Origin of the sequence: Trichlorobacter lovleyi (genome assembly GCF_015239775.1) — a bacterium.
Lineage (GTDB): Bacteria > Desulfobacterota > Desulfuromonadia > Geobacterales > Pseudopelobacteraceae > Trichlorobacter > Trichlorobacter lovleyi_B.
Map to the genome: position 1 here is coordinate 200,397 of NZ_CP058409.1, position 13,961 is coordinate 214,357.

Annotated in this window: 15 protein-coding genes; all 15 read right to left on the reverse strand. The window is 58.6% G+C overall.

What is annotated here, in order from left to right:
- Entirely contained in the window at positions 1 to 741 is a 741-nt protein-coding gene (locus tag FY034_RS00995) for a DUF4388 domain-containing protein (protein WP_265553114.1), read from the reverse strand.
- 176 nt (positions 742 to 917) lie between these two features.
- Positions 918 to 2,513, reverse strand: a complete 1,596-nt coding sequence (locus FY034_RS01000) for an acetyl-CoA hydrolase/transferase C-terminal domain-containing protein (protein WP_265553115.1) — start codon at positions 2,511 to 2,513, stop codon at positions 918 to 920.
- A gap of 196 nt (positions 2,514 to 2,709) precedes the next feature.
- Positions 2,710 to 3,450, reverse strand: coding sequence for a tRNA pseudouridine(38-40) synthase TruA (gene truA, locus FY034_RS01005; RefSeq protein ID WP_265553116.1), 741 nt, complete (start codon positions 3,448 to 3,450; stop codon positions 2,710 to 2,712).
- A gap of 167 nt (positions 3,451 to 3,617) precedes the next feature.
- Positions 3,618 to 4,718: an aspartate-semialdehyde dehydrogenase gene (asd, locus tag FY034_RS01010; RefSeq protein ID WP_265553117.1), complete on the reverse strand. Its 1,101-nt coding sequence runs from the start codon at positions 4,716 to 4,718 to the stop codon at positions 3,618 to 3,620.
- Positions 4,719 to 4,836: 118 nt separating this feature from the next.
- Entirely contained in the window at positions 4,837 to 5,925 is a 1,089-nt protein-coding gene (gene leuB / locus FY034_RS01015; RefSeq protein WP_265553118.1) for a 3-isopropylmalate dehydrogenase, read from the reverse strand.
- Between the two features lie 129 nt (positions 5,926 to 6,054).
- The gene (gene metK / locus FY034_RS01020; protein WP_265553119.1) at positions 6,055 to 7,221 is read right to left on the reverse strand and encodes a methionine adenosyltransferase; all 1,167 of its coding nucleotides are present in this window, start codon (positions 7,219 to 7,221) and stop codon (positions 6,055 to 6,057) included.
- Between the two features lie 68 nt (positions 7,222 to 7,289).
- On the reverse strand, positions 7,290 to 7,613 hold the full coding sequence (locus FY034_RS01025; protein ID WP_265553120.1) for a hypothetical protein: 324 nt from the start codon (positions 7,611 to 7,613) through the stop codon (positions 7,290 to 7,292).
- Positions 7,613 to 8,377 carry a DUF169 domain-containing protein gene (locus tag FY034_RS01030; RefSeq protein WP_265553121.1) on the reverse strand — a complete coding sequence of 255 codons (765 nt, stop codon included), beginning with the start codon at positions 8,375 to 8,377 and terminating at the stop codon, positions 7,613 to 7,615. The genes FY034_RS01025 and FY034_RS01030 overlap by 1 nt, the downstream gene beginning before the upstream one ends.
- Positions 8,378 to 8,412: 35 nt before the next feature.
- On the reverse strand, positions 8,413 to 8,742 hold the full coding sequence (locus FY034_RS01035) for an RNA recognition motif domain-containing protein (RefSeq protein ID WP_265553122.1): 330 nt from the start codon (positions 8,740 to 8,742) through the stop codon (positions 8,413 to 8,415).
- 146 nt (positions 8,743 to 8,888) lie between these two features.
- Positions 8,889 to 9,146, reverse strand: coding sequence for a YkgJ family cysteine cluster protein (locus FY034_RS01040; RefSeq protein WP_265553123.1), 258 nt, complete (start codon positions 9,144 to 9,146; stop codon positions 8,889 to 8,891).
- A 4-nt stretch (positions 9,147 to 9,150) separates the two neighbouring features.
- On the reverse strand, positions 9,151 to 9,462 hold the full coding sequence (locus FY034_RS01045; RefSeq protein ID WP_265553124.1) for a rhodanese-like domain-containing protein: 312 nt from the start codon (positions 9,460 to 9,462) through the stop codon (positions 9,151 to 9,153).
- Positions 9,463 to 9,478: 16 nt separating this feature from the next.
- Positions 9,479 to 10,252, reverse strand: coding sequence for an AAA family ATPase (locus tag FY034_RS01050; RefSeq protein WP_265553125.1), 774 nt, complete (start codon positions 10,250 to 10,252; stop codon positions 9,479 to 9,481).
- Positions 10,253 to 10,330: 78 nt separating this feature from the next.
- Positions 10,331 to 11,725 (reverse strand): adenosylhomocysteinase, encoded by a 1,395-nt coding sequence (ahcY, locus tag FY034_RS01055; protein ID WP_265553126.1) that lies wholly within the window; start codon positions 11,723 to 11,725, stop codon positions 10,331 to 10,333.
- 2 nt (positions 11,726 to 11,727) lie between these two features.
- A complete protein-coding gene (locus tag FY034_RS01060; RefSeq protein ID WP_265553127.1) occupies positions 11,728 to 12,660 on the reverse strand; it encodes an ArsR/SmtB family transcription factor in 933 nt (310 codons plus the stop codon).
- A 125-nt stretch (positions 12,661 to 12,785) separates the two neighbouring features.
- Positions 12,786 to 13,847 (reverse strand): NAD(P)H-dependent flavin oxidoreductase, encoded by a 1,062-nt coding sequence (locus FY034_RS01065; protein ID WP_265553128.1) that lies wholly within the window; start codon positions 13,845 to 13,847, stop codon positions 12,786 to 12,788.
- Positions 13,848 to 13,961: the final 114 nt, after the last annotated feature.

Here is a 13,961-nt window from a genome sequence, read left to right on the forward strand (position 1 = left end):
TTACCTCCCCGGCACCAATGCGGCTCTGATTTCTGCTTCCACAGCATCCAGTTTGTTGCCGGTTGCAACGGCGATACCCAGATAGTGCTGCTTTGAGTCGTACATCAACAGGTCAAAATGCTGGGTCTGAACAGCAGCGGATTTCAACTCCCCCAGACCGAGGAAGTCACCCAGTTTATTGCCGGATTGCGCCAGAAACAGTGCCTTTGCCGCCAGGGCTTCGGCCTCCATACTGTCGTCCTGCACCGGGTGTCCCTGTTTGTCCAGCAGCACGGCATAGGTCACGGCGTCAATCTGCATGACCCTGGCTGCTGCGGCACTCATGGTACGCTGAGGGCTTGCCGGATCAACCGGTCTTGGCTCTTTGCGGCGTTCGCTGGTCTCGATCACATCGGCGAACGACTCCTCAGGCATGTTGTTCTCTTCATCCATCCTGCGATGCGCTTCCAGCAGCAGGAAGTTGAGGCTGCAATGGATGGTGCAGACGTTGGTGGTCATTTCAGGTGCGAGGCTGAAGTTGCCGCCGGGCCACTTGAGGATTTCGTAGATCGCATCCTCACCGCTGAATGAGGCCTGCTCGGCGTGGATGATCTCACCGTCTACAAAATAGATTGCACCGCGATGATCCAGGTACTCTACGGTGATGCAGCCTGAATACCTGTTGTGTCCCTTAATCTGGATGACGTCGGCGAGCGAAAGACCGGCAATCTCACCCTGGAAGCCGCTGACTGCTTCTGCCATGAATGAACTCCCGTGTGGAATGTGCCCTGGATAGAAGAGCTGATATCACGAAAATGGAATCTTACGCACTTTATTGGCTAAGCGCAAGAATGAATTTGATGGTGAAAAAGGTCGCCAGGAAATAAAAAACCCCGCCGGTGACCCGGCGGGGTTTGCGCTACGTAAACAGAATACGCCTATTCGCAGAGGTCGATCTTCACATCCCAGTTTTTGAGCTTCATGGTGCCGTTCTTCTCAAGGTTGAGGTGCATCTTGAAGGCGCGATCCCACAGTTGCGGCTCATGACCAACCTTGCGCTTGAGGCAGTCTGCCTCGGCAATGTTCAGGTACTCGGTCAGCTGGGCCTTGTAGTCAGGGTGGGCGCACTTCTCGATGATGCGACGGGCACGCTCTTTCGGAGCTACACCACGCAGGTCGGCCAGGCCTTGCTCGGTGATGACGCAGTCAAGGTCGTGCTCGGTGTGGTCGATGTGTGAGCAGTGCGGCACAACGCAAGAGATACCGGTCGGGTCGGTCTTGCTTGGGCGGCTTGAAGGGGTATGCATCATCTTCAGGTAGCCGTTACGCAGGAAGTCGCCGGAGCCGCCCAGGCCGTTGATCATACGGGTACCACCAACCAGGGTGGAGTTGGCGTGTGCGTAGATGTCGATCTCAACCGGGGTGTTCATGGCGATACAACCCAGACGGCGGATCGGCTCAGGTGCGTTGGAGATGGACAGCGGACGCAGGGTGATCTTGTCGAAGTACTTGTCCATGTTGGCGAAGAACTTCGGGAAGCCCGGGTCAGCAGACAGGGACAGTGAGCAGGAAGATGCGCAATCCAGTTTGCCGGAGTCAAACAGGTCAAGCATGGTGTCCTGCAGAACTTCGGTGAATACGGTCAGGTTCTGGAAAGGACCTTTTGCCAGGCCACCGATAACAGCGTTGGCAATGGAACCAACACCGGACTGGATCGGCAGCAGGTTCTTGGGCAGACGGCCAGCCTTCACTTCGTGGGTGAAGAAGTCAATGATGTGGTTGGCAATCGCCTCGGAGGTGTCGTCCTGCTCGGCAAAGGCACGGCCCTGGTCACGCAGCTTGGACTCAACAACAGCTACAACCTTGCTTGGATCGCAAGGGATCGAGATGGAACCGATGCGGGAGTCAGCGCGGGTAATGTTGAATACCTGACGGTTCGGCGGAGTCAGTGGGGTCAGCAGGTCGTGGATGCCTTTGAAGGAAGGCTGTCCGGTGTTCACCTCGAGGATGACGCGGTCGCAGATCATCAGGATTTCGGGGATGACGCCGCAGGAGGAGGTGGGAACCAGGCTGCCGTCTTCCAGAACTTCGGAAACTTCGATGATAGCCAGGTCCAGCTTGCCGCTCTCGGTGTCCTTGGTGTAGAAGCCGTAGCCCAGATCCTGAGCAAACAGGGACAGGTGCTTGTCACCCATCCGGATACGACCGGCGTTGATACCGGCAGCGATGTCTTTACCGGTCTGATACGGCCAGCGACGATCGATCATGTCGTTTTGTGCCCAGCGGTTCTCGGTCTCTGCACCAACAGAGGCGCCGATGAACAGGTTGAACTTCAGTTTGCCTTGCAGGTTGTTTTTTTCAACATGCTCGGCCAGGGCGATAGGTACCACTTTAGGGTAACCGGCCGGAGTAAAGCCTGACCAGCCAAGGTTCATACCGTTTTTGAAGTACTCAATGCACTGCTCTGGGGTCTTTACCTTGTCCAGCAGTGATTTGCACTGAACGCGGTCTTGCAAAGTTCCGTACTCTGACATCTTACTACCTCCTGTTTTGTTTTTGTGTCTACAGAGCGTCGAAGCATACACGCAACGGCGAATAAAGCTGAAAAAGCATTCGTAAAAACATTGTCCTGGAAAAAACTTAACTGGCTTACGCTAAAGTAGAACCGGATTTTACTTAAGCGAGTTCGCAGAGTCAAGGCAATTTATTCGGTTTCCCGCATGACGGTTGTCAGTCCGGATAGATTACCTGCAGCAACGACAATCCCTGGGGGGGGGCGGTGACTCCGCCCCGCTGGCGGTCCGGCTCTGCCAGCAGGCCGGCAACATGTTCCGGGGTAAAGCGCCCACGCCCCACATCCACCAGGGTGCCGGCCATGATCCGCACCATGTACTTCAGGAAACCGCCACCGGTAACATCAATGGTGATAAAGGGGCCGCTCTGGTTGATCTGTACCGCATCAATCCTGCGATGGCTGGTTACGGCGCTGCAGTTGGCACCACGAAATGCGGCAAAATCGTGTTCGCCGACAAAGTAGGCCGCTGCCTGCTGCATGGCCTTCAGGTCAAGCTGATCGCGAACATGCCAGGCGGTGCGACGATTGAGCGGACTACGGACAGGGGCGTTATAGATGGTGTAGCGGTAGGTCTTGGAGCGGGCTCCGCCAATGGCGCGAAAACCGGCAGGCACTTCTACGGCAGACTGAATCGCGATGTCGTCAGGCAGATGGCAGTTGACGCCATCCACAAACGCCTTGAGCGGGACCGTTGATTCGGTACGGAATACAGCCGGCATGGCAACGGCATGCACCCCGGCATCGGTGCGGCCGGATGATTGCACCCGCACCCGTTTCCCCAGGATCTTGGCCAGGGCCAGTTCGACCGTTTCCTGGATGCTCGGGCCGTTGGCCTGTTCCTGCCAGCCGCAGTAGTTGGTGCCGTCGTATTGAATAATAAGCTTTATGGTTCGCATAAAAAAGGGAGCGGTCTTTTCCCGCAATCTCGGTGTCAGGCTTTTCATTCCCTTGTGCGGCGTACTGATTCTGTACGCCTCCGCGTGAATGCTCGCCTTCCTTGACCTTGCGAAAAAATCCTCGCTCCCTGAACTCCTCGTCAATTGAGGTTGTAAACGCTTGAGCTTTACTTCTCCAACAAAATTCTCAACATCCGGCGCAACGGTTCCGCTGCACCCCACAACAGCTGGTCGCCGCAGGTAAAGGCCTGCACGTACTGTGGCCCCATCTTCATCTTGCGGACCCGGCCCACCGGTACGGTCAGGGTGCCGGATACGGCAGCCGGGGTCAGACCGGCCAGCGAATCCGCCTTGTTGTTGGGGATCAACTTGACCCACTGGTTGTCGTTGGCGATCAAGGACTCAATTTCGGCCAGCGGCAGGTCCTTGTTCAACTTGATGGTGATGGCCTGGCTGTGGCAGCGCATGGCGCCGACCCGCACACAGATGCCGTCCACCGGGATCGGGCTGCTGGTGCCCAGGATCTTGTTGGTCTCCTGAAACCCTTTCAGCTCTTCGCGGCTCTGGCCATCCTCCACCTCGCGGTCGATCCAGGGCAGTACGTTGCCTGCCAGCGGAAAGCCGAACTCCTTGGTCGGCATGGAGCCGTCCCGCAGGGTCTGGGTCACCTTCTTGTCAATCTCCAGGATGGCAGAACCGGCATCCTTCAGTTCTTCAGCCACCACGCCGTTCAGGGTGCCCATCTGGGCCAGCAGCTCACGCATGTTGGGGGCGCCGGCACCGGAGGCAGCCTGATAGGTCATGGAGGAGATCCACTCCACCAGGCCGGCTTTGAACAGGCCGCCCAGGCCCATCAGCATCAGGCTGACGGTGCAGTTGCCGCCGATGAAGTCCTTCTGGCCATTGGCCAGGGCCTTGTCGATCACGTTGCGGTTGATCGGATCGAGGATAATGACCGCATTGTCTTCCATCCGCAGGGTGGAGGCCGCATCGATCCAATAGCCGTTCCAGCCCTGCTTGCGCAGCTCCGGGTGGACCGCCTTGGTGTAGTCGCCACCCTGGCAGGTGATGATCACATCCAGCTTTTTCAACTCTTCAATATCATCAGCCTTTTTCAGGGTGCCAGCACCCATCGGGGCAGGCTGGCCTGCCTGGGAGGTGGTGAAAAAGACCGGTTCAAAACCGAGGGCAAAGTCGTTCTCCTCCTGCATCCGCTGCATGAGGACCGAGCCGACCATACCGCGCCAACCAACGATTCCGACTTTCATGGTGTGTACTCCTTCAAAATGAATATAGGCAGTTCAATGAGCCACAGTAATTTCAGATTTGAGATGACAGCCGGGCGCCGCCACCGGTAACAACGGCAGCGCTCAAAGGTGGCATTGCCTACAGAGCGGCAATAATCGCGTCGCCCATCTCTTTGGTGTTAACCAGCTTCTCCCCCGACTTGTTCTGGAAGATGTCGCGGGTGCGGTAGCCCTGGTCCAGTACGGTTTCCACGGCGGTATCAATGGCGTCAGCCGCCTCAACCATGCCACAGGAGAATTTGAGCATCATGGCAGCGGACAGGATCTGGGCAATCGGGTTGGCAATCCCCTGGCCGGCGATGTCCGGGGCAGAACCGCCGGATGGCTCGTACATGCCAAAGCTGCCTTCTGCCAGGGAGGCGGAGGGGAGCATCCCCAGGGAACCGGTCAGCATGGCGGCCTCGTCGGACAGGATGTCGCCGAACATGTTTTCGCACAGGATCACGTCAAACTGCTTGGGCCATTTGACCAGCTGCATGGCCGCGTTGTCGACATACATGTGGGACAGCTCCACATCAGGGTACTGCTTGGCAATATCAATCACCACTTCGCGCCAGAGCACGGAAGAGGAGAGCACGTTGGCCTTGTCAATGGAGCAGACCTTTTTGCCGCGCTTCCGGGCAGCCTGGAAGGCGACATGGGTGATCCGCTCGATCTCGGGCACGCTGTACTTCATGGTGTCGATGCCGATCCGGTTGCGGCCTTCACCCTCGATCCCTTTGGGCTGGGAGAAGTAGATCCCGCCGGTCAGCTCACGGATCACCAGCACGTTGAAACCACCGCCGATTACTTCCTCTTTCAGTGACGAAGCGCCGGTCAGGGAGGGGAAGATAATGGCCGGACGCAGGTTGGCGTAGAGACCGAAGATCTTGCGCAGCGGCAGCAGGGCTCCCCGCTCAGGCTGTTCATCCGGCGGCAGGGACTCCCACTTGGGGCCGCCCACCGAACCGAACAGGATCGCATCAGAGGCCTTACAGATATCAATGGTGCTCTGGGGCAGGGCCTTGCCCTCGTTGTCAATCCCGGCACCACCCACGTTGGCAAAGGTGCCCTCAAAGGTTACATTGTATTTCTGGCCAATCACGTCCAGTACCCTGGTTGCCTCAGCCATCACCTCAGGTCCGATACCGTCACCCGGCAGGACCGCAATTTTAAAAGTCTTCGCCATGTTCCACCCCTCTGTCAAAAAAGTGCGCTACCTTACTGTATACATTGGATGTTTGTCAATCATCACGAAAAAGGGGCGATCTCTTCGGAGACCGCCCCTTACGTAAACACTCAGGATAGACGGCTCCGGTTACAGTCCGGCCTTCTGTTTCAGCAGCTCTGCCTTGTCAGTCTTCTCCCAGGTGAATTCAGGCAGTTCGCGGCCAAAGTGACCATAGGCCGCGGTCTTCTGATAGATCGGGCGCAACAGGTCAAGCTGCTCGGTGATGGCGCGGGGACGCATGTCAAAGACCTCCCGGACCAGCTCGGACAGACGGTGCTCAGAGACCACGCCGGTGCCGAAGGCATTGACCATGATCGAGACCGGCTCTGCCACACCGATGGCATAGGCCACCTGCACCTCGCAGCGCTCGCACAGACCGGCAGCCACCAGGTTCTTGGCCACATAACGGCCCATATAGGCAGCAGAGCGGTCAACCTTGGAGGGATCCTTGCCGGAGAAGGCGCCGCCGCCGTGACGGCCCATGCCGCCATAGGTATCCACGATGATCTTGCGGCCGGTCAGACCGCAGTCACCCATCGGCCCGCCCACCACAAAACGGCCGGTGGGGTTGATGAAGAAGCGGGTCTCGCTGTCCATCAGGTGGGCAGGGATGACCTTTTTGATCACCTCGTCCATGACCCCTTCAACAATGGTTTCATGGGTCACATCCGGGGTATGCTGGGTGGAGATGACCACGGTGTTGACCCGTACCGGTTTGCCGTTGTCATACTCAACCGAGACCTGGGATTTGGCATCGGGACGCAGGAACTTCAGCAGGCCGGACTTGCGGACATCGGCCAGCCGCTTGACCAGTTGATGGGAAAGCTGGATCGGCATCGGCATCAGTTCCGGGGTCTCGTTGCAGGCATAGCCGAACATCAGACCCTGGTCGCCAGCGCCCTGCTCCTTGAACATCCCCTCACCCTCGGTGACACCCTGGGAGATGTCCGGGGACTGACGGTCAAGGGAGACCAGCACGGAGCAGGTTTCGTAGTCAAAGCCGGTCTCAGAACCGCAGTAGCCGATCTCCTTGATGGTGTTGCGGACGATCTCGGCATAGTTCACCACCGCAGTGGTGGTGATTTCACCGGCGATCACGGCCATACCGGTGGTCACCATGGTTTCGCAGGCCACACGGGCCTTGGGGTCCTGGGCCAGAATCGCGTCCAGGATGCTGTCGGAGATCTGGTCAGCCATTTTATCAGGGTGACCTTCGGATACGGATTCAGAGGTGAAGATAAATTTTTCAGCCATGTGCGTGAAACTCCTTTTACGTAAAATATAGGTTGTTGCCAGACAAAATGAATCCTTGTGAAACCGGTTTACTGATCCTCTGCATCAGCATGGTTTCTGCTGCGGTGGAGGATGTAGAGCTGCCCGCCCAGATCAAACAGTATCAGGGCGGTTACCAGCAGCAGCAACGGCCCGTTGTAGCGGAAAAAGGCAAAGCAGTTGAAGAACATGTAGAGCAGCACCACGCCGGTCAACAGTTTACGGACCGTGCCGACACCGGACTCGGCTGCCTCGGGATCGCCGCCACCTGCCTGAAACAGCAGTGGTGCCAGGTGGTAGCCCACCGAGGCATCCACCAGTACCAGCAGGATATTCACCACAAACAGCGGCAGTAACAGGGGATCCATGCTCATTAACAGTCGCCTTCAGCAGTGATGTAATCCGGCGGCAAGTCGCAGCCGGACGGGATCTGGAACGGCACCGGGTAGCGGATACCGGCCTTGTGGGTGGCTGCCAGCCCTGCTGCAGTCCGCTCCAGCCAAGTAAACGGGATGCCGATGCACAGCTCATGGTCCTGGGTCATGCCGAAGCGGCGGTCACCCAGGCAGGGGATCTCCACCGTGGGCTCACCGGTTAGCGCCACCTGGGCCACGGCCCGGGAGCAGACCCCGGCATCGCCGGAACTCTTCATGGTAAACTCACCCCCCTGATGAAACAGGAAGGCCTGTACAAAGCGCATGGCCTGGGCTGAGTTGACATACAGCACCACCAGATCAGGGGTTATCCCTTCCACCGGACGGGCCAGGGGATAGGTCAAAAGCCCTTGCACATCAGGGGCCAGGCGGGGCATGGCCTGCTGCATGGCAGCGGCAGCAGCCTGATCCTGCTGATAGATGCCGTTATTGACCGAGCCATCCAGTACCCGTTGCGGCGGCGCAATCAGGCCGACACAACCGGCACCCAGGACGCAGTGGGCGGTATGTTTGTCTGCCCAGGTGGACCAGCCGTACATCCGGCTGTAGGCGATCTGCTGGCAGACCGCCAGGCGCTGCCCCTTGACCCGGATCTTCTTGTCTGCAATCAGTGCAAGGTCTCTGACAATGGTGACGCCGACCGGTTGTGTGACCGGATTGACGGTCTCTTTGACCGTCGCAAGAAAATGCCCAAGCTGTTCCATGTCCCTGACCTCCCTGAGTGCGTGACCGTCTGCGGCTACTGCTTCTGGCGTGCCCGTGCCCGCCGCGATCCCGGCTGGGTATTGCCGGCACCACGGGTGAGCGGCTTTGCCTGCGTCTTCTGGGGATTGGCAATGCTGACCGTGATGACCCGGTTTTCCATCAAGGCACCATCCAGGCACTCAATCGCCTCGTGCAGCTGCGCTTCATCGGCCATCCGTACGTAACCGCACCCTTTCGACTTGCCGGTTGCAGGGTCGGTGATGATATGTACCGAGGTCACGGTGCCGGCCACGCTGAACATCCTGCGCAGATCATCTGCTGTTGCTTCATAGGGCAGGTGCCCCACATAGAGTTCTTTGGCCATGAGCTGGTCCTTTGTCCCTCTTTCATTTTAAGGTCCTGGCTTTGTTGACTCGTCTTCGGCTCCCCAACGTACTGACCTGTACGCCTGCGTCGCCGAATTCCTCGCCGCCTTGCCAGCATCCTTGAACTGAAACCGGAGTTGATAGTCTATGCAGGAGCTGTCTGCTGCTCCCACTGCTGCAGCCGCTGCAGGGCTTCCCCGGCGTTTTGGCCACACATCTCACTGCTGGGCCGCAGCGAACTGCAGACCGCCGGCCGTTCCGGTCTGCCAAAGATACGGCATCGGTTTTCCAACGTCAACTGAACACAGCGGATTCCAGCCGGTTTTCCTTCCGGCATGCCCGGTATGGCAGAGCTGATGGAGGGGGCGATGCAGCAGGCAGCACAACCGGCCCGGCACTGCACCGTCCTATTTCTCCAGCGGCAGTCCGGCCTGACGCCAGCCGGGCATGTCGCCATCCAGATAGGCAATCTTACTGTACCCCCGCTTGGCCAGCATGGAACCAACCATCTCTGCCCGCGCACCTGATTCACAGTACAATACCAGTTTTGTTTGCCTGTCTTTCGGCAGCGCCCCGGTCAGTCTGAAAATGACCTTCCAGAACGGCAGCAGCAGGGCGCCGGGGATATGCCCCAGGCGGTACTCCATCGCGCTGCGTACATCTACCACCGTGGGCGGTGTCTTGGATTTAAGCTGTTTCTGTAACTCTTTTGCATTCATCCGCTGTTCTGCTCCATTACACGTTAGGCCGGCCGGTGGTGGCAAACCAGATGCCGGCCCCCATGCTCAATCCGATATCACGGTGGCCCAGATAATCACTCTGTACCCGCAACCCGTTTTCAAGCAGCGACATGCTGACCTCAACCTTGTTAAAGGCATCATAGCGGTTACGGTCCCCCACCACCAGCAATACGGCGGCAGGTAGCTGGCGCAGCTTCAGGTACAGCTCTGAAATGTTTCTCAGGTTGTCCGGAAAGAAGTCCTCCACTGGGTCCAGCACGATCAGCTTGCACTTGAAGTACGAGCAGAACTGGTGCAGGTAGGCGTAGGTCTTGGTCATGCTGCCGGAGATGTCGATCAGGTGCGGCGATACGCCGTAGCACTCATCAAAGAGCGAGATATGACTGAAGTTATCCAGGTTCTGGTCAATCCGCCCTCCCAGTTCCGGCACCGATTTTGACCACTCCCGGGTCAATCGCTTGAACCTGCGATGACAGTCTTCGTCCGTGTCACGGGCATTGATATACAACACCCTGCCGGACTGCAGGCAGCGAAACTGCTCCAGAAACGGCAGGTCAAAGGCAACCGACATGGCAAGTTGCATTGCCAGGGTGGTTTTGCCATAGACATTGTTGGTCTGCAAGGAGACCAGGGCATTGGCCGGGATAACATCCTCAACCAGGTACTCTTCCGGCTTCGGCTTGACAAACTCACGTTCCTGCCATGCCTTGATCCCCAGTTTTACAGCAAAGGGGTTTTCCTCAATCTTCAGGTTGGATGCGATGGTCATGGGCTTGTACCTAGAGAAGCATCTTCCACGTTTGAGAAAGGCGGGCAGCTGTTGCCGGGCTACCCGCCGGATCATGTTTTAGTAACGGTAATGCTCGGCCTTGTAGGGACCTTCCACCGGCACGCCGATGTAGTCAGCCTGCTCCTTGGTCAACACGGACAGCTGGGCGTTCAGTTTTTTCAGCTGCAGCCGGGCCACCTTCTCATCCAGATGCTTGGGCAGCACATAGACGCCGGTGGGGTATTTGCCCGGGTTGCAGAAGATCTCAATCTGGGCGATGGTCTGGTTGGCAAAGGATGATGACATGACGTAGCTGGGGTGGCCGGTGGCGCAGCCCAGGTTCACCAGGCGCCCCTTGGCCAGCAGGATGATCCGGTTGCCGGAGGGGAGGATGATATGATCCACCTGGGGCTTGATCTCTTCCCACTGGTACTGTTCCAGGGCAGCAACCTCGATCTCGTTGTCAAAGTGACCGATGTTGCAGACAATGGCCTGATCCTTCATCTTCAGCAGGTGCTCATGGGTAATGACATGGTAGTTGCCGGTGCAGGTCACGAAGATGTCGGCCTTGTCGGCAGCATACTCCATGGTCACCACGCGGTAGCCTTCCATGGCGGCCTGCAGGGCGCAGATCGGGTCAACCTCGGTCACCCAGACCTGGGCAGACAGGGCGCGCAGGGCCTGGGCCGAGCCCTTGCCCACATCGCCGTAGCCGCAGACCAGAGCGACCTTGCCGGCCACCATCACGTCGGTGGCCCGCTTGATGCCGTCCACCAGCGATTCGCGGCAGCCGTAGAGGTTGTCGAACTTGGATTTGGTGACCGAGTCATTGACGTTGATGGCCGGGAAGGCCAGCTCGCCACGTTCATGCATCTGATACAGACGGTGCACGCCGGTGGTGGTCTCTTCGGTGACCCCCTTGATCTGGGCCAGGCGAACCGAGTACCAGGTCGGATCAACAGCCAGTTTGGCCTTGATGGCGGCAAACAGGATCGTTTCCTCCTCGGAGCCGGGGTTGTTCAGGACGCTGGCATCCTTTTCAGCCTTGCTGCCCAGGTGCAGCAGCAGGGTGGCATCGCCGCCGTCATCCAGGATCATGTTGGAAAAACCGCCGTCAGCCCATTCAAAGATCTTGTGGGTGTAGTCCCAGTAATCGGTCAGGGATTCGCCCTTGACGGCAAAGACCGGCACGCCGGATGCCGCAATGGCAGCGGCCGCATGGTCCTGGGTGGAAAAGATGTTGCAGGAGGCCCAACGGACCTGGGCACCCAGGGCGGTCAGGGTCTCAATCAGCACCGCGGTCTGGATGGTCATATGCAGCGAACCGGTAATGCGTGCCCCTTTCAGCGGCTGTGAGGCGGCATACTCCTCGCGGATCGCCATCAGGCCAGGCATCTCGGTCTCGGCTATTTTAATCTCTTTACGGCCCCAGTCTGCCAGGCCAAGGTCAGCCACGATGTAATCAGTTCCCATGCTCATTCTCCTTTGGTTGTTGTGTACGCCTGTATCAGCAGCACTGCTTCCTGGCCCTGCAGCGGCGGGACCTGTGCAATGGCAACCGTGCCGAAGTCCGCCTCTTTCAGCCAGTGCTGCAACTCTTCTTCTTCAAAACCCAGCCATTGATCCGCCAGCTGCTCGCGGGCCAGTTCCCGTTCATGGCGCGCCAGATCTGCCAGTAACAGTGCACCGCCGCTGGTCAGTACCCGTCTGATCTCGGCCAGTACCGAAGGGGGATCGGCGGCGTGGTGCAGCACCATGTTCAGGATGGCGCAATCCACGGAACGGTCCGGCAACGGCAGGTGGTTCATCTCACCCAGGCGCAGATCAACCCCCCCAATGCCTGATGCCGTCAGCCTGCGGCGGGCCTCATCCAGCATGGCCGGTGAGTGGTCAACCCCGATCACTGAACAGGCCTTTTCAGTCAGGGCAGGCAACAGGCCACCGGTACCAAGTCCGATCTCCACCACCTGGCTACCCTGCGGTATCAACGCCAGCAGCTGCTCCCGGTAGTCCGGCACCGGCAGCAGGGTGCGGGCCAGATCGTCCCATTGGCGGGCATGCTGGTCAAAAAACTGTCGGCTGCGCTGGCGGCGGGCCTCAAGTACGCCGGCTATGGCTGCAAGATCCCGCTCCCGCTCCGGCAGGTTCTCCAGCTCCTGTTCCAATGCCGGTCTGATGGCATGGAAAAAGGGGGAGTCGTTGCTGGCGCGGTAGTAGCTCCAGGTCCCCTGGCGCTTGACCGACAACACCCCGACCTCGCTCAGGATCTTGAGGTGCCGTGAGATGCGGGACTGTCCCATCTCAAGGATAGTGGTCAGCTCCTGTACGGTAAATTCACCGCGCAGCAGGATTGCCACCAGGCGCAGGCGGCTGGCGTCGCCTAAGGCTTTGAGAACATCAAGAAGCATAGATCCGCTTTCCTGAAACAACTATATCAACTTTTCTTGATATAGCAGTTGGGCTGGATCCGGTCAACAAAAAAACCCGCCTGGAACCAGACGGGTTTTTGAGGATTTAGGGGTAAAAACGGCCATTACTCCCCGAACAGCTCGTCAAAGATCGCCTGCACGGTGGTAATCTTGTCTGCCTTCCAGGCATTGCTGCCGCAGAAGACCAGACCGGTTTCCACATCACCTTTCTGGGCGCGGTCCAGGGCGGTGACGATGCAGAACCGCTCCCCGGACTCCTTGTAGGAACATTTTTTCAGGCAGCCCATCCGGCAGGGGGTGTGGTGATCAAGATCGTACTGGCGGATGTTGGGGGTGTTGGTCAGGATCGCCCGGCCCGGCAGACCGGCCGGTGACATCAGCAGGCCGATGTCGCCCTGCTTGCAGTCCAGATAGGCCTGTTTGAAGGCCATATCGGCATCGCACTCTTCGGTACAGACAAAGCGTGAGGCCATCTGTACACCGTCGGCCCCTTCTGCCAGGGCATGTTCCAGATCGGCCCGGTCCCAGATGCCGCCGGCAGCGATGACCGGTATCTCAACATGGTATTCATCGCGGAAGAACTGTTTGACGCCCCGCACGGTGGCATACTGGTCGTACTCGCCGGTACCGATGTTCTCCATCTTCTCGCCCAGGTGGCCGCCGGCAGTGTCCGGGTCCTCCACCACCACCGCATCGGGCAGGCGGTGGTAACGCTTTTCCCAGGTACGGGCGATCAGCTGGGCCGCCCGCACGGACGAGGCGATCGGTACCAGCGCCACGTCAGGGGCATGGGCGGTCAGCTCTGGCAGGGAAAGCGGCAGACCGGCGCCGCAGACAATCACCTGGGCACCTGCCTCAATCGCGGACTTGACCAGCGGTTCGAAATCCGACAACGCCACCATCACGTTAACGCCGATGATGCCGTCCGGTGCGATGGCGCGGGCCTTGCGGATCTCGGTCTGAAAGGCCTGGGTCTCGGCCTGAAAATAGTTGGTGCCGGTGTAGTGGTCGCTGTTGAGGGCGATACCGGCTGCCGCCACCAGGCCGATGCCGCCGCATTTGGCAACATGTCCGGCCAGATTGCCGCCTGATATCCTGACTCCCATACCACCCTGAATAACCGGAAACCGTGCGGTGTGTTTGCCGATCTTCAATTCTTTGGCCATGCTCAACCCTCCAGTGCAGTGCTGATAGCCCTATCCATATACAACAGCAGCGCGGCAAGGGGTGTAATAGTTATGTAAAAGCGTTGTTCTTGACCGCAGCGGTCGGACACTTCA

Coding starts and splice junctions, on each gene's coding strand:
- FY034_RS01060 (WP_265553127.1), bottom strand. CDS start 12,660: ATGCTTCTTGATGTTCTCAAAGCCTTAGGCGACGCCAGCCGCCTGCGC.
- truA (WP_265553116.1), bottom strand. CDS start 3,450: ATGCGAACCATAAAGCTTATTATTCAATACGACGGCACCAACTACTGC.
- FY034_RS01045 (WP_265553124.1), bottom strand. CDS start 9,462: ATGAATGCAAAAGAGTTACAGAAACAGCTTAAATCCAAGACACCGCCC.
- FY034_RS01000 (WP_265553115.1), bottom strand. CDS start 2,513: ATGTCAGAGTACGGAACTTTGCAAGACCGCGTTCAGTGCAAATCACTG.
- asd (WP_265553117.1), bottom strand. CDS start 4,718: ATGAAAGTCGGAATCGTTGGTTGGCGCGGTATGGTCGGCTCGGTCCTC.
- FY034_RS01030 (WP_265553121.1), bottom strand. CDS start 8,377: ATGGAACAGCTTGGGCATTTTCTTGCGACGGTCAAAGAGACCGTCAAT.
- FY034_RS01050 (WP_265553125.1), bottom strand. CDS start 10,252: ATGACCATCGCATCCAACCTGAAGATTGAGGAAAACCCCTTTGCTGTA.
- FY034_RS01025 (WP_265553120.1), bottom strand. CDS start 7,613: ATGAGCATGGATCCCCTGTTACTGCCGCTGTTTGTGGTGAATATCCTG.
- FY034_RS01065 (WP_265553128.1), bottom strand. CDS start 13,847: ATGGCCAAAGAATTGAAGATCGGCAAACACACCGCACGGTTTCCGGTT.
- leuB (WP_265553118.1), bottom strand. CDS start 5,925: ATGGCGAAGACTTTTAAAATTGCGGTCCTGCCGGGTGACGGTATCGGA.
- ahcY (WP_265553126.1), bottom strand. CDS start 11,725: ATGGGAACTGATTACATCGTGGCTGACCTTGGCCTGGCAGACTGGGGC.
- metK (WP_265553119.1), bottom strand. CDS start 7,221: ATGGCTGAAAAATTTATCTTCACCTCTGAATCCGTATCCGAAGGTCAC.
- FY034_RS01035 (WP_265553122.1), bottom strand. CDS start 8,742: ATGGCCAAAGAACTCTATGTGGGGCACCTGCCCTATGAAGCAACAGCA.
- FY034_RS00995 (WP_265553114.1), bottom strand. CDS start 741: ATGGCAGAAGCAGTCAGCGGCTTCCAGGGTGAGATTGCCGGTCTTTCG.